The sequence below is a fragment of the Photorhabdus sp. RM71S genome (assembly GCF_042879355.1).
Classification (GTDB): Bacteria; Pseudomonadota; Gammaproteobacteria; order Enterobacterales; family Enterobacteriaceae; genus Photorhabdus; species Photorhabdus kayaii.
In genome coordinates, this window is sequence record NZ_JBHFKV010000001.1 from 81,239 (window position 1) to 101,968 (window position 20,730).

Consider the following 20,730-nt stretch of genomic DNA (forward strand, 5'->3'; position numbering starts at 1 on the left):
GGGAGCATAGCAAACTATATGACCGGGGTGAGTGAGTGCAGCCAACAAAGAGGCAACTTGAAAGATAACGGGTATAAAACCATACTGTTGCTGCTAGTCCATTCAATGACTAAAACCGGATGATAATCAAATGCCGGAATTACAATAGGTTCAAATATGAAACAACTTTTAGACTTTCTACCTCTAGTCGTCTTTTTTGTCGTATACAAAATGTATGACATTTTCTACGCTTCCGGGGCGTTGATCGCCGCCACCGGTTTAGCTGTCGCTATTACTTATTCCATCTACCGGAAAGTAGAGAAAGCCTCCCTGATCACGTTTATCATGGTTGCTGTTTTCGGTACGTTAACTTTAGCTTTCCATAGTGATCTATTTATTAAATGGAAAGTCACTGTAATCTATGCATTATTCGCATTAGCTTTGCTAGGCAGCCAGTGGTTTATGAAAAAACCACTCATTCAGAAAATGCTAGGAAAAGAGTTAATTTTACCCGATCTTGTTTGGAATAAGCTCAATATGGCATGGGCGCTGTTTTTTACAGCCTGTGCGCTAGCTAATATTTATGTCGCATTCTGGTTACCACAAGATGTCTGGGTTAACTTTAAAGTATTTGGTCTGACTGCCCTGACTCTGGTTTTCACCGTGCTCAGTGTAGTATATATTTACCGTCACCTGCCACGCGAACAGAAGTAACCTTATTCAAATGGATACCTGCCTGCTATCGTCTGTAGGCAGGTATTGTTTTTTCATCAAATAAAGTAAAGTTTTCAATGACACAACAACAATTACCTAACGGAGAGTTAGTCCTCCGCACACTGGCTATGCCCGCTGATACCAACGCCAATGGAGATATTTTTGGTGGATGGTTAATGTCACAAATGGATATTGGTGGTGCAATTCTGGCAAAAGAAATTGCGGAAGGCCGTGTTGTCACTGTCAGAGTAGATGGTATTACTTTCCTGAAACCTGTTGCCGTTGGTGATGTCGTCTGCTGCTATGCGCATTGCCTCAAAACCGGTAACAGTTCGATTACCATCAACATCGAAGTCTGGGTGAAGAAAGTCGCCTCTGAACCTGTCGGCCAACGCTATCGTGCAACCGAAGCGGTATTCACTTATGTTGCGGTTAATGAAGATAATACCTCACGTCGGTTACCAGAAGGTAAAACTCAGTTCCAACTCGCTAGCAGTACTAGCGAATAAACATTAATGGAAAAAGGAGCGTGTTAATAATGCTCCTTTTTTATTTGCATTTCCCCGACAATCAGGATTGAGATATACCCGTAATTTTAAATTCGACGGTTGTGATATAACCAATCGCGGGTATTTTTTCAAAGCGCCATTTTCTCATCGCCTTTTTCACTTCCCTTTCAAAAACATTGGGTGGATTAGCGCCAATCACTTCTATATTTTTTACCCGTCCATCTCCATCAATATCATATTTGACTTTCACATAACCTTCGGTGCCCAATGCTGAAGCTCTGGATGGGTAGACAGGTAACGCTTTACTTAATGCTCTTGGCCCATTCTGCGGTTTAACCACCGGTTTATTCTGATTATTATCAGTACGGTTAGCCAATGCATTCTGATTAAACAACGGCTTTTCCGGTTGTTCAGCCCTCTTTTCAACGGGTTCAGATTGCTTTTTAACAACCTTTTTCTTCACTTCCGGTTTCGGCTTCTTCACCTCTGGTTTTGGAATTACCGGCTCTGGAACAGGTTCCGGCTCCTCTGGCTCTGATTCAGGCTCAGGCGCTGCCGGCTCTGAAACAGAAGCTTCCTCGGCAGCTAACTGAATCATAGCAACAGACATAAGTGCAGCATCAGGCTGCTTTTCCGGTATTGCAGAACAAAAAAGTGCGGCAGCAACAGAAACGTGTAAACAAACTGACAACAATATTGGCCAATGTATCCAGCGCATAAGGGAATTCTTGATTAGCAGCATAATAGTCAATCCTCGAATGACTGCTAGTTTAAATGCAAATAGCAATCATATTCAATAAAGATTGTAGGTGAGCGTGAATATAAGGCCAAAAATATTATTTTTTCAATGTATCCATTCGCCATGCTGAACAAACAATAAAGCTCGACGCTGTTTATAACCATCTAATTTACGCAGTGAATAAATACGCAAATTACGTCTTGACTGCCCTTCCAGCCAACGGCGACGGCGGTTGAAATTCTGGCGTAATATCCGCCACCGCCCTACTTCATTCCGACTACGTTTCATAAAACCTACCTATAAAAACATCACGCTCATTATAAGCCTTTAAAAAAGATATCCAAGGCGTATCTGGATAGTACTTTTTATATCAATAATGCGAAATGACCAATATCAAGTATGATGCTTGCAGTATATTTGCCGATTTTTTGGTAAATTCACCAAGTTAATTAGATCGTTTATATACCCTATTGATTTCAAGATGCATCGCGACGGCAAGGGAGTGAATCCCCGGGAGCATAGCAAACTATGTGACCGGGGTGAGTGAGCGCAGCCAACAAAGAGGCAACTTGAAAGATGACGGGTATATCTCGAGTCTTGAGGAAACCATGTTAAACGCCACCAAAGATGTCTGAACAAAACAGGATTGATTGCCGAATATGACAACCTTTTATTCCGTCCTAAGTTGGCTTGCTATTTTCTTTTATTGGCTGATTGTTGCCAGTATCACTTTACGCATTCTGATAAAACGCCGGCCTGTCACTTCTGCCATGACCTGGCTGCTGATTATTTATATCCTACCCTTAGTTGGAATCATCGCTTACCTGTCATTTGGTGAGCTGCATTTGGGAAAACGCAGAGTTGAACAAGCAAAAGCCATGTGGCCTTCAACAACCGTATGGCTTGAAGAATTGCGCAAATCTCGTCATATCTTCGCCACAGAAAATAGCGAAGTCGCGACACCGCTATTCCAGCTTTGCGAACGACGGCAAGGGCTTGCGGGTGTTAAAGGTAACAAGATCCAACTACTGACAACCTATGACCATTCACTAAAAACCATTATCAAAGATATTGAGAATGCCAAACACAGTATTGATATGGTGTTTTACATCTGGCAAACCGGCGGCTTGGTTGAACAAGTGACGGATGCTCTTATGGCCGCAGCACACCGAGGAGTCAGATGCCGTATTATGGTGGATTCAGCCGGTAGCTGGTTATATTGCCGTAGCCAATACCCGGATATCATGCGCAAGGCAGGAATTGAATTTGTTGAAGCTTTGCGAGTCAATATATTCCGTTTATTTCTACGCCGTATGGATCTGCGCCAGCATCGTAAAATTATCTTGATAGATAATTATATCTCTTATGCCGGCAGTATGAATATGGTCGATCCACGCTTCTTTAAACAAGATGCCGGCGTTGGGCAATGGATCGACATTATGGTACGAATGGAAGGGCCGGTTACCACGACTATGGGGGTTATTTACGCTTGTGACTGGGAAATGGAAACAGGTCAGCGTATCTTTCCGCCATCACCAGATAACAATATCATGCCATTTGAACAGGCCAGCGGACACACAACTCAGGTTATTGCATCCGGCCCTGGATTCCCTGAGGAATTGATTCAACAATCTTTAATGACGGCTATTTTCTCTGCCCGTAAGCAACTGATTTTAACTACCCCTTATTTTGTTCCCAGTGATGACCTGACAAATGCTATTTGCACCGCAGCTTTACGAGGGGTTGAAGTTATTGTTATCGTTCCACGCAGAAATAATTTCTTCTTAGTTCGTTGGGCAAGCCGGGCATTTTTTGCTGAACTATTAAACGCCGGTGTTAAGATTTATCAGTTTGAAGATGGATTGCTACATACCAAAAGCGTTTTAGTTGATGGCCAACTCAGTATGGTGGGTTCCGTTAATCTTGATATGCGTAGCCTGTGGCTAAATTTTGAAATTACCGTGGTTATTGATGATGAAAACTTTGGTCATGATCTAACGCTGGTGCAATACGATTATATCGCCCATTCCACATTGCTGGAAATCAATGAGTGGGAGCAACGCCCTTTGTGGCATCGGATTATTGAGCGTATTTGTTACTTTTTTAGTCCACTACTGTGATCAATACCCTCGTCTTTACAAGACGGGGGTATCAATCAAGACTTCATCATGTTTTAATTCTTCATCACGACCCACAAATAAATCAATATGGACAACAGATCCTCACAAACTATGGATTTAGACCTCAATAACCGAATGACAGAAGATGAAACCCTTGAGAAAGCCTATGACATCTTTCTTGAACTGGCTTCGTTCAACCTTGATCCCGCTGATATTCTGCTATTTAGCTTGCAATTCGAAATACGTGGCGGCGCAGAATTATTGCCCCCTTCTGATGAGTGGCTTGAACACGTGGATTTCACTCCAAACCCCGATTTTTTTGCCGAAGTCATTATCGGGCTAGCAGAATCTGAAGATGCCGAGATCAACGATGTTTTTGCCCGTATCCTCATTTGCCGGGAAAAATCTCACCTGATTTACCATATTTTGTGGAAAGAGTGAAAAATTAAAGTCAGTTATTTTGATCTGCTCTTTTTTCTGCAAAAAATGAGAGCTACCCGTTTTAATGCAGGTCTGAGTCCTGATATAAAACCCCAAAAGTAACTCTCACATTGAATGTCTTACAAAGTTCCTCAATAACTACAATTGATTAACCTTAACGACAATCGATCAATCTTAACTACAGCGGATCAACCTTCAAACAAGACACAGCATGGCGGAAACTCCCTTCCATCAATGGCCGTGTTTTAGCACATTCAGGATCTGCCATTGGGCAGCGTGTACGAAAAACACATCCTGATGGCGGGTTGATGGGTGATGGTAATTCTCCTTCCAACAATTCAATGTGCTTATCCCGTTCTTTATCTGGATCAGGCACCGGCACTGCCGACATCAACGCTTTGGTATAAGGGTGCTGTGGATTATGATAAACCTCATCATAAGTGCCCAATTCCACCGCATGCCCGAGATACATCACCAGTACACGGTCAGATATGTGCTTAACCACCGCCAAATCATGGGCGATAAAAATTAGCGACAGCCCCATTTCCCGTTGTAATTCCTGCAATAGGTTCACTACCTGAGCCTGAATGGATACATCAAGTGCAGATACCGGTTCATCGCAAATCACCAACTTAGGTTCAAGAATAAGCGCACGAGCAATCCCGATACGTTGGCACTGACCGCCAGAGAATTCATGCGGATAGCGGTTAATTAGATTCGGCAGTAATCCAACCTTCATCATCATGGTTTTTACCCGCTCTTTAATTTCTGGCCCTTTCATCTTTGGATGATAGGTACGCAATGGCTCAGCGATAATATCGCCAATCGTCATTCGCGGGTTTAAGGATGCTAATGGATCTTGGAATATCATCTGGATATCACTACGAATATCCTGCCACTGCTTATCATTCATATCCAGCAAGCTTTTTCCCAACCACGTCACCGAACCACCGGAAGATTTGACCAATCCGATAATTGCACGAGCAAAAGTCGACTTACCGCAACCAGACTCACCAACCACACCAAGAGTTTCCCCTTCGTATAACCTTAATGTGACGCCATCAACCGCTTTCAAGGTCTTTGTTGGTTGCCAAAACCACTGTTTGCCATCTTTGATATCAAAGTGAACTTTCAAATCTGCTACTTCCAGCAGCACACGTCTTTCTTCAATCGGACTCATACCAATTCTCCCGGTGCTTTAAAACAAGCTCGCAAACGTCCGTTGCCAAATGTCTCCAACCCTGGCTCACAATTTATACAACGATCTACTGAAAACTGGCAGCGTGGCTGGAACGGACATCCTTTCGGCAACCGTAATAAGTTGGGCGGATTTCCGGGAATGGTCGTCAGTGACTCTTCATCACCATCAAGACGCGGAACAGCATTAAGCAGGCCAATAGAATAAGGATGGGTGGGTTGATAAAATACTTCACGGGCCGAGCCATATTCCATTGTTCTCCCCGCATACATCACCAACACTTTGTCACAAATACCTGCAACTACGCCCAAATCGTGAGTAATCATAATAATCGCAGTATTAAATTCTCGTTTCAGTTCATTCAGTAAAGTCATAATCTGAGCCTGAACCGTGACATCAAGCGCGGTCGTTGGTTCATCAGCAATCAACAATTTTGGTCGACATAACAACGCCATTGCGATCATCACACGCTGACGCATTCCACCAGAAAATTCATGAGGATACATCCGCATTCGCTTAAGCGCTTCTGGCATTTTGACGGCATCCAGCATCCGTATCGATTCAAGGTATGCCTCACTTTTACTCATATGCTTATGCAACATCAATACTTCTGTCAGTTGATCGCCGATACGCATATAGGGATTGAGAGATGTCATTGGGTCCTGAAATATCATTGATATCTCTTCCGCTCTCATGCGGTTAAGCTTTTTTTCTTCAAGGTTAAGAATTTCCCTGCCATTAAAAATAGCGGAACCCCCAATTTTGCCGTTTCTGGCAAGTAGCCCCATCAAAGCAAAAGCGGTTTGTGATTTGCCCGAACCAGACTCCCCTACAATTCCCAGAGTTTCCCCCGCTCGTAAATCAAAATTCAGCTTATTCACCGCTGTCACATCCCCGTCAGGGGTACTAAAAGTCACGTCCAACTCTTTAACAATTAACAACGGCTCAGAACTTTTCTGGTTTTTAACGCTGTCCATGTTACCTCCTTAACGATCTTTCGGATCGAGGGCATCACGCAAGCCGTCGCCGATAAAGTTAAAACAAAACAGTGTCACCACCAGAAAACCGGCAGGAAACATCAGCAACCACGGGGAAACTTCCATCGAATTCGCACCATCACTTAACAATGCGCCCCAACTGCTTAACGGCTCTTGAGTTCCCAATCCCAGAAAGCTAAGAAATGATTCAAACAAAATCATGCTTGGCACTAATAAAGATGCATAAACCACCACCACTCCCAATACATTAGGGACAATATGGCGCAGCACAATATGACGGGTTGGCACACCACACACCAACGCCGCTTCAATAAACTCCTTACGTTTCAAGCTCAGTGTCTGACCGCGGACAATACGCGCCATATCCAACCATGACACCATGCCGATAGCGACAAATATCAGAAAAATATTCTGTCCGAAGAAAGTCACCAACAGGATCACAAAGAACATAAATGGAAATGAATTCAAAATTTCCAGCAGACGCATCATGACTGAATCTATTTTTCCGCCCATATAGCCGGATAATGATCCATATAATGTTCCGACGACTACCGCCACCAAAGCGGCTGCCACCCCAACCATCAACGAAATGCGCCCCCCAATGGCAACACGCACCAACAAATCACGACCGGAAGAATCAGTACCAAAATAGTGACCCGATTCAAAATCAGGCTGCATCGACATCATGGCCCAGTCAGTATCGTCATAAGTAAATTGAGCTAACATCGGCGCCAGGATCACAAACAAGGTAATCAAAGATAACAGACACAAACTGGCAATCGCTGCCCGGTTGTGAATAAAACGACGCCGTGCATCCTGCCACAAACTACGGCCTTCAATTTCTAATTGCTCAGAGAAATTTTCCAAAGCTTCGCTGTTTTGTTTATTAACTATCATTGCATGCTCCAATCTTAATAACGAATCTTCGGATCGATAACAGCGTACAGCACATCAACAATCGCATTGAACAGAATAGTCAAACTGCCAACTAAAATAGTCAGACTTAACACTAACGAATAGTCACGGTTCAATGCCCCATTAACAAACAACTGCCCTATTCCCGGTAACCCGAAGATTGTTTCAATCACCATCGAGCCGGTGATGATGCCGACAAAAGCCGGTCCCATATAAGAGATAACCGGTAACAATGCGGGTTTTAAAGCATGGCGGAAAATAATAATGCGCAATGGCAACCCTTTGGCTCGCGCAGTACGAATAAAATTAGAGTGCAGCACTTCTATCATCGAACTCCGGGTAATACGGGAAATACTGGCGATATAGGCCAAAGACAGCGCTACCATCGGCAAAATCATATACTTAGGCGCCCCGCCATTCCAGCCTCCTCCCGGCAGCCATTTAAGATGAATAGCGAACCCCAACACCAGTAACGGCGCCACGACAAAACCTGGAATAACAACCCCCGTCATGGCGAACCCCATAACCGTATAATCCCATTTGGTATTTTGGTTAAGTGCAGCAATAACCCCGGCGCTGACCCCCAAGACAACCGCCATGATAAATGCCGAGGCACCTAATTTAGCCGATACTGGAAATGCTGTTGCTACCAGATCGTTAACCGAGTAGTCCTTATATTTGAAAGAAGGCCCAAAATCTCCTTTAGTGAGTTGAATTAAGTAATCAAAATATTGTTTATAAATTGGGTCATTCAAATGATATTTCGCTTCAATGTTTGCCATCACTTCTGGTGGCAATTTCCGCTCACCAGTAAATGGGCTGCCCGGCGCCAACCGCATCATGAAAAACGAAATAGTAATAAGAATAAAAAGTGTCGGGATCGCCTCTAAACAACGGCGTAAAATAAACTTAATCATCGCCCGTTCCTATGTGTTGGCCCTTAACCCTGGCCTTAAAATAATTTGACACTAAAGCAGCCCTTTCCGGGCTGCTTTACAACGATTAGTGTTTGATAATATAAAAATCTTTGGTGTGTAAATTATCCAAAGGATCTTTCCCTGTATAGCCACCAACATAGGGCTTCACTAACCGGGTATTCACATAGTAATAAAGGGGGACAATAGCCGAATCTTTATCTAACTGCGCTTCTGCTTTCTGATAAACCGCAGCACGTTCATCATCTGTCGCCACTTTCAGAGATTCTTTCATCAGCTTATCAAACTCATCACTCTTATAATGAGATGTGTTATTACTACTGTAAGAAAGCATTGAATTCAAGAATGAAGAAGGTTCGTTGTAATCCGCACACCAGCCAGCACGGGCTACGTCATAATTACCCTGATGTCGAGTATCGAGGAAAGTTTTCCACTCTTGGTTTTCTAAACGAACATCAGCACCTAAATTTTTCTTCCAAACAGAAGATACAGCGATTGCAATTTTTTTATGCAGATCAGAGGTGTTATAAAGCAAGTTAAATTTCAATGGATTATCTTTATTATAACCTGCTTCGGCCAGTAATTTCTTAGCTTCTTGGTTGCGCTGTTCCTGACTCCAACCAGTAAACCACACTGGTTTTGTTTCTTTAAAACCATCAGTAAACGGCGGTGTATAACCGGAAGCAGGAATATCACCCTGTGCTTTGACTTTATTGGTCACAATATCGCGATCCATAGACAATTTCAGTGCAGTACGGACGCGGGGATCATTAAATGGGGGTTTTTCGTTATTAATTTCGTAGTAGTAAGTACATAAATATGGGTTAATATGCAACTCGTTCGGGCTCTCTTTTTTCAGCTTCTGGAATAGCTCAATCGGTAAATTGGCATAAGTCATATCAATTTCGCCACTGCGATAGCGGTTTACATCCGTGACCTCTGACGAAATTGGTAGGAAAGTAACCTGATCAATAACGGTATTTTTGTTATCCCAGTATGTCGGGCTACGCTCCATCACAATACGTTCGTTGACTATCCAATTTTTTAGTTTATAGGCCCCATTACCGACAAAATTCTGTGGCTGAGTCCATTTTTCGCCATATTTTTCTACCGTAGCTTTATGCACCGGAGCCATTGAAGAGTGAGCTAAAAGTTTTGGCAGATAAGGAACCGCTTCGCTCAATGTAAGCTGCAATGTATAGTCATCCAACGCCTTTACTCCCAAAGTATCTGGTTTCTTTTTACCACTAATGATGTCATCAATATTGGTGAAATGGGCATACTGGAGATAACTTTCATAGGGAGAAGCAGTATTGGGATCAGCTAAACGTTGCCAACTGTAAACAAAATCATGCGCTGTGACAGGATCACCATTAGACCACTTAGCCTCTTTACGCATATGGAATGTCCAGACGGTGAAGTCTTTATTCTCCCAACTGGTCGCAGAACCCGGTAAAATTTCACCATTCGGGCCAACGATGACAACACCTTCAAACAGATCGCGTGCCAAATGTGATTCTGGTACCCCTTCAATCTTATGTGGATCTAACGATTGCGGCTCAGAGCCGTTATTACGGACTAAAACCTGTTTATCAGCTAATTGAACACCTTCAGGCACTTTTGCAGCAAAGACCTGACTTGCGATTATCATACTCAGTGCAGCGCTGATGCTGACAGTAAGTAGTTTCTTTTTCGTTGTGTTTATCATCTTTTTCTACTCCAATTTTATACCGTCAGATTTGTTATCAGCCGACGGCCCAGAAATAAGGGGTGAATTACCACCTGCATACAAAAGGAACGATTTTGTTTGCAGGGTCTCAGTAACTCTTTTGAATAAAGCTATTGTCTAATTTTTTATCATATACAGTCGCTTAATATCCATATAATCCAATGGGTCTTTCCCTGAAAACCCTCCCACTGATGGGCTAACAAGCCGTACACTTACCCGGTAATAAACGGGAATCAGCACCGAGTCTTTATCCAATTGAAACTCGGCTTGTTGGTATAATTTCTTACGCTCAATAGCATCCTTAGCGATTAATGCCTGTTCCAGATAGCTATCAAAATTTTTATTCTGATAAAAAGTCGTGTTATTGCTGCTGTCTGACAACAACATATTTAAAAATGCGGTAGGTTCATTGTAATCAGCACACCAGGTCGCTCTGGTCACCTCATAATTCCCTTGATGGCGGCTTTCAAGAGAAGTTTTCCATTCCTGATTCTGCAAAATCACATCCGCTCCTAGATTCTTTTTCCACATAGAAGCGGCGGCAATAGCCTGCTGTTTATTTTGCTCAGATGTGTTGTATAACAATGTGAACTTCAATGGATTCGCCTGATTGAAACCGGCCTGAGCCAACAATTCTCTCGCGCGTTTATTACGCTGCTCCTGTGTCCAATTAGCCCATTCTGGTTTAGCAAAATCGCCGCCCCCGATAAATGTTGGCGTAAAACCATAAGCCGGTATTTGCCCCTGCCCCATAATTTTCCCCGCAATAATATCCCGGTCAAGAGTTAGCTTGACTGCTTCGCGGACTCTGGCATCAGTAAACGGCGGTTTTTTATTGTTGATTTCGTAATAAAACGTACAGAGATAAGGGCTGACGCGAACCTGATCGGGGATATCTTTTTTCATTTTCTGATACAGAGTCGGCGGAATGACGCTGTGGGTGATATTTATCTCTCCACTCCGATAGCGGTTAATATCACTGGTTTCAGATTGAAGAGGTAAGAGAGTCGCTTGATCAATAACTGTTTTTGCATTATTCCAATATCTAGGGTTGCGTTCGAGCACTATCCGCTCATTGACCACCCACTCTTTCAACGAATACGCCCCATTACCGACATAATTTTCTGGCAGCGTCCATTTATTGCCCCATTTTTCAACCACATCCTTTTTCACCGGTTTCATTGCCGTATGGCTGAGCATACTGACGAAATAAGGCACAGGATGCGTCAGAGTCACCTGTAAACGATGATCATCCAACGCCTTTACGCCCAACTGATCAGGAGATTTTTTACCTCTCAGAACATCACTAATATTTTCAACATAAGCATATTGAAGATAGCTAGCATAAGGTGAACCCACTTTTGGGTCAGCTAACCGTTGCCAGCTATAGACAAAATCGTGGGCAGTGACAGGCGTTCCATCACTCCATTTAGCATTATCACGCAGATAAAACGTCCATACTTGGGAATCCTGATTTTCCCAATGGGTCGCAACGCCTGGCACAATTTCTCCCTCAGAACCCGTCCTCACTAACCCTTCCAGGAGATTAAGAATAATGTTGCTTTCTGGTACTCCTTCAACTTTATGTGGATCAAGCGAGGCAACTTCGGTGCCATTATTAATAATAATTTGTTGTTTATCCGCAAGTTTCACACCATCTGGAAGTTCAACGGCAGACACGGCGGTAACAAGAAACGCTGATAATAAAAATATACAGGAAATAAACTTATGTAATTTTAATTGTTTGATCTTCATTTTTTACCTCCAGTTTGATGGATCTGTTCATTCAACATATCCCATCAAGGCCGGTATCTTCACATTATTTAGCCCAAAGTAACGGATTAAATATTAAAGGCAACTTATCATATCTATTGTTAAAATATCGTTCTCATATTGTAAAAATCATCCTTACAAGCAACTTAGTACGACTTATTACATTAATTGATAAAACATCCCAAAATTCATTATAACAAATTGATATGTATAGCATTATTAACTTAAAACTTAACTAAAATAGTAAACAAAGCTAGACCAAAGATGAAAATAAACATAATTTTAACAAATTGCAATCAATGCAAATTAAAAACCTACATTCATCACAAAACTGTGGTGGAAGCAACCAGTTACACATCGAACTAACAGGAAAGAATAATTTAGAAAAATATTGGGTTATTTGTATAAAATTCAGGAAGTACCGGTAAAAGAAAGGAGAAAAGCCTATGAAATAGGCTTTATAATAAAAATGATAAGAATATTATAATTTGTAATTTCACTAGAATGAAAGCTAACACCTTTTATCGTAAATCATATCAAAGCAACCCTGGGAATAGCGCTCTGATCCCTGTCACAATCAGTTCAATTCCCAAAGACATCAATAGCAGTCCCATAATTCGGGTGATAACGTTAATGCCTGTTTGCCCAAGATATTTGACGACTAAAGGTGCAGATCGAAATAATAACCAGCAGCAAAGCGCAAACAACGCGCTGGTAATCATCAAACCAATAAAATTCTGCCATCCCTGATAACGAGAACTCCAGACAATACAAGAACTGATTGCACCGGGACCTGCCATTAACGGCAATGCCAGCGGCACAACACCAACACTTTCTCTAACGGCTGTTTCTGATTTTTCCTGCTTATTCTGTTTGTCCTCTCCAAGTTTACCGTTAATCATCGACATCGCGATAGTCACAACCAAAATCCCACCAGCAATACGAAAAGAGTCAATGGAAATGCCGAACATACGCAGTATCGAGTCACCTAACAGCAAAGCTGTCCATAAAATGATGGCAACAGAAATATTGGCAATAAAGTTAGTTCTATTACGAGCCGATTGGGCTTGGTAGTGAGTCATACTGATAAAAACCGGCAAAATACCAACAGGATTGACCAGTGCAAACAGCCCAACAAAAAACTTAATGTAACCAGGCAGATCCAGCAGTAAGTCACCCACAAAGAACCTCTATTGAGTTACGCTGTGTTGTTAAAAACATTCTCATGATTGCTCTCCCAAAAACCATAGAAAACTTAATTTTTTCTTCACCTTATACTGGCGAAGTTCTCTTTTCCATCGACCACAACGCATTTTTTAATTTAAAATATCTTATATAACAAGTTGTTAACCCGATATTTTTATTAGATTAAAAATTCAACTTCTTAACGCTATTTACAACCCAATCAATAATAACTATCACTGACCCAAGCTGAAAGGAATCAGCTTGGGGATTTATGTGATTAAGATCAATATATATTTAATACCAAATGGTAACCTGTAGTTACCAAAAAATCACCAAGTTAAATAGTCTAAAAAATACTTATTCATTGATATTAAAAGATTTTTAATATTTTTCAGGAGTACTTCTTTATGACTGTAACTCATGTTACTGAACTGAACGAACTCGTTGCCAGGGTAAAAAAAGCACAACGTGAATTTGCTAACTTTTCTCAGGAGCAAGTTGACAAAATCTTCCGCGCAGCGGCCCTTGCAGCGGCAGATGCACGTATCCCTTTAGCAAAATTAGCCGTAGCAGAATCCGGTATGGGCATTGTCGAAGACAAAGTAATCAAAAACCACTTTGCTTCCGAATATATCTATAACGCTTATAAAGATGATAAAACCTGCGGCATTTTGTCTGAGGATAAAACATTCGGCACCATCACTATCGCCGAACCTATTGGCTTAATCTGCGGTATCGTGCCAACCACCAACCCAACATCTACCGCTATTTTTAAGGCCCTCATCAGCCTAAAAACCCGTAACGGTATTATTCTCTCACCCCACCCACGCGCCAAAAAAGCAACAACTAAAGCAGCAGAATTGGTTTTATCCGCTGCGGTTGCCGCTGGTGCGCCAAAAGATATTATTGGCTGGATTGATGAACCCTCCGTTGAACTTTCCACTGCATTGATGCACCACCAAGACATCAATCTAATCTTGGCGACCGGTGGCCCAGGTATGGTAAAAGCGGCGTACAGCTCTGGTAAGCCCGCAATCGGCGTCGGTGCCGGTAACACCCCGGTTGTCATTGATGAATCAGCTGATATTAAACGTGCTGTTGCATCTATTCTGATGTCTAAAACCTTTGACAACGGCGTCATCTGCGCTTCAGAGCAATCCGTTATCGTGGTGGATGCAGTGTATGATCAGGTGCGTAAACGTTTCTTTACTCATGGCGGTTATCTGTTACAAGGCAAGGAACTGAAAGCTGTTCAAGATATCATTCTGAAAAACGGGAGTCTAAATGCGGAAATTGTTGGTCAATCTGCAACAAAAATTGCCGAAATGGCAGGCATTAATGTTCCTGAAAGGACCAAGATCTTGATTGGAGAAGTGAGTTTAACTGATAAAGTAGAACCCTTTGCTCACGAAAAATTGTCTCCACTGCTCGCTATGTATCGTGGTAATAGCTTTGAAGATGCCGTAGAAAAGGCAGAAAAATTGGTTGAAATGGGCGGAATTGGTCACACTTCCTGCTTGTATACCGATCAGGACAATCAGGCGGCACGAATCAAGTATTTCGGCGATAAAATGAAAACAGCTCGTATTCTCGTGAATACTCCTGCTTCTCAGGGCGGTATCGGTGATCTCTACAACTTCAAGCTTGCTCCCTCTCTGACACTAGGTTGCGGCTCTTGGGGAGGAAATTCCATCTCTGAAAATGTCGGGCCCAAACATCTCATCAATACCAAAACCGTGGCGAAAAGAGCAGAAAATATGCTGTGGCATAAACTTCCGAAATCAATTTACTTCCGTCGCGGCTCCCTGCCTGTGGCATTAGAAGAAATTGCAACCGACGGTGCAAAACGCGCTTTTATCGTAACAGACCGTTTCTTATTTAATCATGGTTATGCTGATCAAGTCACTGATGTGCTGAAATCCCATGGGATAGAAACAGAAGTTTTCTTTGAAGTTGAAGCAGACCCTACCCTAAGCACTGTTCGTAAGGGTGCGGAACAAATGCACTCATTCAAACCGGACATCATTATTGCCCTGGGGGGAGGGTCCCCAATGGATGCGGCCAAAATTATGTGGGTGATGTATGAACACCCTGAAACTCATTTCGAAGAGCTAGCTCTACGGTTTATGGATATCCGTAAACGCATCTATAGATTCCCCAAAATGGGGGTTAAAGCGAAAATGGTCGCCATTACCACAACTTCCGGCACCGGTTCTGAAGTGACACCATTTGCAGTTGTCACTGATGATGCAACCGGTCAGAAATATCCACTGGCTGATTATGAATTGACTCCTAATATAGCTATCGTTGATGCCAATCTAGTCATGGATATGCCGAAATCACTCTGTGCTTTTGGTGGGTTAGATGCCATCACTCACGCTTTGGAAGCTTATGTATCAGTCTTAGCAAACGAATACTCTGACGGACAAGCACTGCAAGCGCTAAAACTACTGAAAGAGTTCCTCCCAACCAGCTATCATGAAGGGGCCACTAACCCAGTTGCCCGTGAACGGGTTCATAATGCAGCAACTATTGCAGGGATTGCATTTGCTAATGCTTTCTTGGGGGTATGCCACTCTATGGCGCATAAACTGGGTTCTGAGTTCCATATCCCGCATGGCCTGGCTAACGCATTGCTGATTTGTAATGTTATTCGTTATAACGCTAATGATAACCCAACCAAACAGACTGCATTCAGTCAATATGATCGCCCACAGGCCCGCCGTCGTTACGCTGAAATTGCCGATCATCTCGGTTTATCTGCTACTGGTGACCATACTGTCACAAAAATTGAAAAACTGTTAGCCTGGCTGAAAGAGCTCAAGTCTGAGCTAAGTATCCCGACATCTATCCGTGAAGCAGGCATTCAAGAAGCTGACTTCTTGGCAAAAATTGATAAGTTATCTGAAGATGCCTTCGACGACCAATGTACCGGTGCTAATCCGCGCTACCCGCTGATTTCTGAGCTAAAACAATTGCTGTTGGATTCATACTATGGACGAGAATTTACAGAAACCGTTGCAACAGAAAAAAGCCAATAAGAACAAATTTATTAACTGATTAAATACCACTTAAGGGTGCTGATATCAGCACCCTTTAACTTACCGCTGCTCTATTCTTAATACAAACTCTCAAACAGAGCATCCGACCGCTTCACAGAAAGTCTATCCATTACATGCTGTCTTTTCTGTTTTTCCTCGCCTCACTAATAGCATCCATATAGTGCTTACGGCAAACAGACACATATTTTTCATTGCCACCGATATCAACTTGTTCACCATCATAAATGACCGCACCTTCGCTATCAAAACGTAATACACGGTTCGCTTTGCGTCCACAATAGCAAATAGTTTTTAATTCAACTAACTTATCAGCCCACGCCAGAAGATACTGGCTACCACTGAAAAGCTCGCCTCTGAAATCAGTTCTCAGCCCATAACAAAGAACCGGAATATCATCGTAGTCGGTCACCTTACATATCTGTTCAATCTGTGCTTTCGTGAGAAAATGGCACTCATCAATAAGCACACAATGCACTTTTGCCTGCTTATTTTCATTTCTGATCAACTCACCAATATCTGTCTGTTGACTAAATAGAAGTGCATCAGAAGATAATCCAATCCGAGAATTGACTTTTCCATTTTCAAACCGGGTGTCAATTTCCGCGGTAAAAACCAGCGTTTTCATCCCTCTTTCATTATAGTTATAAGAGGATTGCAACAAGGATGTCGATTTTCCAGCATTCATTGCGGAGTAATAAAAATAAAGTTGAGCCATCAACCCTGCCCCTTAACAAAATTTATAAAGCCATATAGTCAGATGAGTTTACCATAAACTTGAGTTGTGATTATCCATCTCAGTAAGCTGCACTGGTTGATATACCGAAATATTTAGCTTAGTGATGTCTTAATGATTCATGACCACCATCACACCAGCCGAGTAATAAAGCGCATTTGAATGACAAATGTTCATGTTTAAATTAAAAAATGAAAGCCAGTCTGATTTGTTGCATATCGTATGCAAATTAATAATGTGCGTGATTTACTTCCAGAAAACGGTAACAGTAAATCAACGATAACTCATGGATTAGTCATAAGTTTTTTTTAACTTAGTATTATCCTGCTTTATCAGGTATGATAAGAAACAGTTAAAATTACTTACCGATTTAGTATATACCTGGTTTATAAATTAGAGAGATTATCATGTCCCCTCTTTGTTAAAGGTACCCTGAACATGTTATTGGGGAATGACAATCGAAATAGCTGTATAAAAAGCGCTATATAACTTTTGTAAAGAAATTACGTTTAAAAAAAAGAGCCATTTTATCGGAATATGAGAAATTGACTATTGCAGAAAATAAAATAGCATTCTATTATTATATCCACATCCGCCATCATCATTAATAATTTGAGACCAGGACAATGAGCGATTTAAAAACCCTAAATAACATCCGTACTTTACGAGCCCAAGCAAGAGAATGCCAACTTGAGTTCTTAGATGAAATACTTGAAAAACTGACCGTCGTTGTTGAAGAACGTCGTGAAGAAGAAAGTCAGGTACAAGCTGAATTAGAGGAACGTACACGTAAATTGGAAGAAGTTCGTAAAATGATTCTTGACCAAGGAATTGATCCAAGCGAATTGCTTCAGACAATGAGCTCCGGCAAATCTGCTGGTAAAGCAAAACGTCCCGCACGTCCAGCTAAATACCAATATGTTGATACAAATGGTGAAACTAAAACTTGGACTGGCCAAGGACGTACACCTGCTGTTATCAAAAAAGCAATTGAAGAAGAAGGAAGAACACTGGAAAGTTTCTTACTCTAATCCATTGTTTTTCAAGTTAATTTAATTAAAAACACCCTTTTAAAATAGAAGGGTGTTTTTATTATAAAACAACTTAGCTGACAAAAGAATTAACGTCTATCGTATAAGCGAGATAAGTATCTTTGAGAAGAATTTAGTCGAGTTGCCCGTTTTTTGTATCATTTCTTTATGGTAAAGCAAGGCTAGTTACTCACTTAGCCAATGCCTAGATAAATTAATAATCAAACAGACACAACTATTTACTTCTCTCTGGTCACTGTCGTTGATTCAATAGATAAGGAGCCAATGGCTCCTTATCTTATTTAGACTTATGATAGAAACTCAAATACCACTCTACAAACTGCTTCACACCCTGCTTCACAGATGTATTTGGGGCAAACCCTATTTTTTGGAAAATGTCACTTGAATCAGCACAGGTCGACAGAACATCACCATCTTGCATGGGCATAAAATTTTTCTTAGCCAGAATGCCTAATGATTCTTCTATTGCTTCAATAAAATCACCTAGTCTAGTTGGTTGACCATTACCAATATTATAAATACAGTAAGGGGCAGAGCTGGCAGATATTTGCCCATCTTCAACCATCCAGCTCTCATTTGGTGTGGGAATGATGTCTTGCAATCTGATTATTGATTCAACGATATCATCTATATACGTAAAATCTCTAACCATATTACCGTGGTTATAAACATCAATAGGCTGCCCTGATAACATGGCCTTGGTGAACTTAAATAAAGCCATATCAGGACGTCCCCACGGACCATATACTGTAAAGAAGCGCAAGCCTGTCGTTGGCAACTGATAAAGATGAGAGTAACTGTGAGACATTAATTCATCTGATTTTTTCGTTGCCGCATATAGTGAAACTGGATGATCAACCGAATCATTTGTAGAAAACGGTTGCTTTCTATTTAATCCATAAACAGAACTAGAAGAAGAATATAATAAATGCTCAACATTATTATAACGGCAACCTTCCAGGATATTGATATGCCCTATTATATTCGAATCAATGTAAGCCATTGGGTTTTGCAACGAATAGCGAACACCCGCCTGAGCTCCCAGATGGATAACCCGCTGAAATTGGTGTCGCGAAAAAAGATCGGGAATGGCTATTCTGTCAGCTAAATCTAGCTTTTCAAATTTAAAACCTGACTTATCAAATAATAGATCTAACCGTGCTTGTTTGAGACTCACATCATAATAGTCATTAAGGTTGTCGATACCCACAACCTCATGCCCCATTTGCAATAATCTCTGGCTCACATGAAAGCCAATAAAACCAGCAGCACCTGTGACTAAGAATTTCATTGTATTACTCAGATAACCGGATTAATGGATGCACCACGACCAATCCCATAATAAATAAAACCTCGGGATTGCAGGCGTTCAGGATCATAGAGATTCCGGCCATCAAAGATAACCGGCGTTTTGAGAGACTCTTTGATGACATCAAAATCTGGCGCACGAAAACTTTGCCATTCAGTACAAATGATCAAGGCATCGGCTCCCTTAAGCGCTGCTTCTTTAGTCCCCATCAATAATAAATCATCACGCTGACCATAAATACGCTGAGCTTCCTGCATCGCCTCAGGATCGTAAGCCTGTATTTTGGCTCCGGCCTGCCATAATGCTTCCATCAAAACACGGCTTGATGCTTCACGCATATCATCGGTATTCGGTTTGAACGATAATCCCCAGACCGCAAACATCTTACCGGATAAATCCTCCCCGAAATGGCGTTTGACAAAAGAAGGTAATTTACTCTTTTGCAGCTCATTCACTTGTTCTACAGCAAGAAGAATCTTGGGTTGATAGCCAATTTGCTCTGCGGTACGAATTAACGCCTGCACATCTTTCGGAAAACATGAGCCACCATAACCACAGCCCGGATAGATAAAATGATAGCCAATACGGGAATCAGAACCCATTCCTTGACGAACATGCTCAATATCAGCGCCAAGCATCTCAGCTAAATTAGATATCTCATTCATAAAACTGATTTTCGTTGCCAACATACAGTTAGCAGCATATTTAGTCAGTTCTGCACTACGGATATCCATCACAATCATACGATCATGATTACGGTTAAATGGCTCATACAACTCACGTATCAGGTCAACGACTCTGTCGTTGTCACACCCAATAATAATCCGCTCAGGGCGCATACAATCTGCAACAGCGGCCCCTTCTTTGAGAAACTCCGGGTTAGAAACCACATCAAATGGGATATCAATATTGCGTTTACGCAGAGTCTCATTGACAACCGCATTAACTTTATCTGCTGTACCAACAGGAACCGTAGATTTATCAATAATAACTTTATAGCTATCCATGTACTCCGCAATAGTACGGGCAACGGCGGAGACATACTTCAAATCCGCTGAACCATCTTCATCGGGAGGCGTACCTACCGCAATAAACTGTAACTTACCGTGAGCAACACCGGCTTTTGCATCAGTGCTGAAATTCAGACGGCCTTCTTCATAATTCTTCTTAACCAGTGGCGCTAAACCAGGCTCAAAAATGGGGACTTGACCATTTTTCAGGTTCTCAACTTTATTTTCATCTACATCAATGCAAAGGACATCATGCCCTACTTCAGCTAAAACCGTAGCCTGAACCAGGCCAACATAGCCAATACCAAATACTGTAACTTTCATATGAT

Annotated in this window: 18 protein-coding genes; 6 read left to right on the top strand and 12 right to left on the bottom strand. The window is 41.8% G+C overall.

Translation table 11 applies throughout. The features are described 5' to 3' along the window. The first annotated feature begins 156 nt into the window (after positions 1-156). Positions 157-693: a septation protein A gene (locus ACGF5R_RS00320; protein WP_112875880.1), complete on the top strand. Its 537-nt coding sequence runs from the start codon at positions 157-159 to the stop codon at positions 691-693. 77 nt (positions 694-770) lie between these two features. Next, positions 771-1,202: an acyl-CoA thioester hydrolase YciA gene (gene yciA / locus ACGF5R_RS00325; RefSeq protein ID WP_112875879.1), complete on the top strand. Its 432-nt coding sequence runs from the start codon at positions 771-773 to the stop codon at positions 1,200-1,202. A gap of 61 nt (positions 1,203-1,263) precedes the next feature. Here yciA and tonB read toward each other — a convergent pair whose 3' ends face one another. Then, a complete protein-coding gene (tonB, locus tag ACGF5R_RS00330) occupies positions 1,264-1,944 on the bottom strand; it encodes a TonB system transport protein TonB (RefSeq protein WP_112875878.1) in 681 nt (226 codons plus the stop codon). A 102-nt stretch (positions 1,945-2,046) separates the two neighbouring features. Further along, positions 2,047-2,229 (bottom strand): YciY family protein, encoded by a 183-nt coding sequence (locus tag ACGF5R_RS00335; protein WP_112875877.1) that lies wholly within the window; start codon positions 2,227-2,229, stop codon positions 2,047-2,049. A 371-nt stretch (positions 2,230-2,600) separates the two neighbouring features. On the opposite strand from ACGF5R_RS00335, the gene cls reads away from it, so the two are divergent. Together cls and ACGF5R_RS00345 are read left to right on the top strand one after the other, a co-directional pair. After that, entirely contained in the window at positions 2,601-4,061 is a 1,461-nt protein-coding gene (gene cls / locus ACGF5R_RS00340; RefSeq protein ID WP_112875876.1) for a cardiolipin synthase, read from the top strand. Between the two features lie 111 nt (positions 4,062-4,172). After that, positions 4,173-4,502: an HI1450 family dsDNA-mimic protein gene (locus tag ACGF5R_RS00345; RefSeq protein WP_112875875.1), complete on the top strand. Its 330-nt coding sequence runs from the start codon at positions 4,173-4,175 to the stop codon at positions 4,500-4,502. Positions 4,503-4,680: 178 nt separating this feature from the next. Here ACGF5R_RS00345 and oppF read toward each other — a convergent pair whose 3' ends face one another. From oppF to ACGF5R_RS00380, 7 genes are all read right to left on the bottom strand, one after another. Then, the gene (gene oppF / locus ACGF5R_RS00350) at positions 4,681-5,682 is read right to left on the bottom strand and encodes a murein tripeptide/oligopeptide ABC transporter ATP binding protein OppF (protein WP_112875874.1); all 1,002 of its coding nucleotides are present in this window, start codon (positions 5,680-5,682) and stop codon (positions 4,681-4,683) included. Beyond that, positions 5,679-6,677, bottom strand: a complete 999-nt coding sequence (locus ACGF5R_RS00355; RefSeq protein WP_112875873.1) for an ABC transporter ATP-binding protein — start codon at positions 6,675-6,677, stop codon at positions 5,679-5,681. The genes oppF and ACGF5R_RS00355 overlap by 4 nt, the downstream gene beginning before the upstream one ends. A 9-nt stretch (positions 6,678-6,686) precedes the next feature. Further along, entirely contained in the window at positions 6,687-7,595 is a 909-nt protein-coding gene (gene oppC, locus ACGF5R_RS00360) for an oligopeptide ABC transporter permease OppC (protein ID WP_112875872.1), read from the bottom strand. A 14-nt stretch (positions 7,596-7,609) separates the two neighbouring features. After that, positions 7,610-8,530, bottom strand: a complete 921-nt coding sequence (oppB, locus tag ACGF5R_RS00365; protein WP_112875871.1) for an oligopeptide ABC transporter permease OppB — start codon at positions 8,528-8,530, stop codon at positions 7,610-7,612. A gap of 85 nt (positions 8,531-8,615) precedes the next feature. Then, positions 8,616-10,256: an oligopeptide ABC transporter substrate-binding protein OppA gene (gene oppA / locus ACGF5R_RS00370; protein ID WP_112875870.1), complete on the bottom strand. Its 1,641-nt coding sequence runs from the start codon at positions 10,254-10,256 to the stop codon at positions 8,616-8,618. Positions 10,257-10,394: 138 nt separating this feature from the next. Beyond that, on the bottom strand, positions 10,395-12,032 hold the full coding sequence (locus ACGF5R_RS00375) for an ABC transporter substrate-binding protein (protein ID WP_112875869.1): 1,638 nt from the start codon (positions 12,030-12,032) through the stop codon (positions 10,395-10,397). A 554-nt stretch (positions 12,033-12,586) separates the two neighbouring features. Beyond that, the gene (locus ACGF5R_RS00380) at positions 12,587-13,231 is read right to left on the bottom strand and encodes a YchE family NAAT transporter (protein ID WP_112875868.1); all 645 of its coding nucleotides are present in this window, start codon (positions 13,229-13,231) and stop codon (positions 12,587-12,589) included. 411 nt (positions 13,232-13,642) lie between these two features. On the opposite strand from ACGF5R_RS00380, the gene adhE reads away from it, so the two are divergent. After that, complete coding sequence (gene adhE, locus ACGF5R_RS00385) at positions 13,643-16,276, top strand: bifunctional acetaldehyde-CoA/alcohol dehydrogenase (protein ID WP_387689135.1); 2,634 nt, start codon at positions 13,643-13,645, stop codon at positions 16,274-16,276. Positions 16,277-16,406: 130 nt separating this feature from the next. Here the strand turns inward: adhE and ACGF5R_RS00390 are convergent, their stop codons facing one another. Beyond that, positions 16,407-17,012 carry a thymidine kinase gene (locus ACGF5R_RS00390; RefSeq protein ID WP_112875866.1) on the bottom strand — a complete coding sequence of 202 codons (606 nt, stop codon included), beginning with the start codon at positions 17,010-17,012 and terminating at the stop codon, positions 16,407-16,409. A gap of 644 nt (positions 17,013-17,656) precedes the next feature. On the opposite strand from ACGF5R_RS00390, the gene hns reads away from it, so the two are divergent. Continuing rightward, positions 17,657-18,061: a histone-like nucleoid-structuring protein H-NS gene (hns, locus tag ACGF5R_RS00395; protein ID WP_112875865.1), complete on the top strand. Its 405-nt coding sequence runs from the start codon at positions 17,657-17,659 to the stop codon at positions 18,059-18,061. A 298-nt stretch (positions 18,062-18,359) separates the two neighbouring features. On the opposite strand, the gene ACGF5R_RS00400 is transcribed toward hns, so the two are convergent. Further along, the gene (locus ACGF5R_RS00400) at positions 18,360-19,373 is read right to left on the bottom strand and encodes an NAD-dependent epimerase (protein ID WP_112875864.1); all 1,014 of its coding nucleotides are present in this window, start codon (positions 19,371-19,373) and stop codon (positions 18,360-18,362) included. 8 nt (positions 19,374-19,381) lie between these two features. After that, positions 19,382-20,725 carry a UDP-glucose/GDP-mannose dehydrogenase family protein gene (locus tag ACGF5R_RS00405; protein ID WP_262980025.1) on the bottom strand — a complete coding sequence of 448 codons (1,344 nt, stop codon included), beginning with the start codon at positions 20,723-20,725 and terminating at the stop codon, positions 19,382-19,384. Between the last annotated feature and the right edge of the window lie 5 nt (positions 20,726-20,730).